1 protein-coding gene and 1 pseudogene are annotated in these 634 nt (G+C 55.0%); both read right to left on the reverse strand.

Annotation, left to right across the window (positions count from 1 at the left end):
- Positions 1-110 precede the first annotated feature (110 nt).
- Positions 111-308 (reverse strand): ESPR domain-containing protein, encoded by a 198-nt coding sequence (locus HMPREF2865_RS12385; RefSeq protein ID WP_070646580.1) that lies wholly within the window; start codon positions 306-308, stop codon positions 111-113.
- A 107-nt stretch (positions 309-415) separates the two neighbouring features.
- Positions 416-565: pseudogene (locus HMPREF2865_RS12035) on the reverse strand (RNA polymerase subunit sigma); the annotation flags it as partial.
- Between the last annotated feature and the right edge of the window lie 69 nt (positions 566-634).

Here is a 634-nt window from a genome sequence, read left to right on the forward strand (position 1 = left end):
GCCTAAAAGGCGGCCCGGATGCCTGATTATCAGGTATCCGGGGAGGATTAAGGGGACATTTGGGTAAAATCAGGAGGTATTGGGGGAGAGAAACAGCCGAAAATCTTTGTTTAGGTTCCGGCTGTCGAGGGAAGGGCTTTTTTGCAAAGGTCTCTGCCTGAATGGGTTTTTAGGCTGCCGTTACCGCCACCGGCTTCTCCGCTTGAGCGCTCGCCGGAACTTTTGCCCTGCCCGATGGCAGTCTCGGCTACGGCCATCAGGATGCCGCGGGTGCGGTTGAAGACGGTTTTATGGCGGTGTTTGTTCATGGCGGGGGGATCCGTAGTGTGTGCGGGGGTGGGGAAAGGCAGCCTGAAAACGGGAAAAGGGGGCAGGCTGCCTGCGATGTAAACACACAGCAACTTAATCCTAAACTCTATTCGTCATTCGCAAGCGGCGGCAAACCCAAAGTATCTGTTTGGCCGGTGTAGTAATCCACCCAGTTTTGCAGGTATTCGTAAGGGAAGTCCAAATCGTAGGCACGCATAAAGTCGAAGGGATCTTGGTATTCACCTTCAGGCAGCGGCGCAGTGGGCGTTTTGCAGATCGGTATGGATGCCTAGGGCGCGGGCACTGGTTTTTTTGCCGCCGATGG

Origin of the sequence: Neisseria sp. HMSC073G10, from assembly GCF_001812605.1 — a bacterium.
In the GTDB taxonomy this organism is placed as follows: Bacteria; Pseudomonadota; Gammaproteobacteria; order Burkholderiales; family Neisseriaceae; genus Neisseria; species Neisseria subflava_A.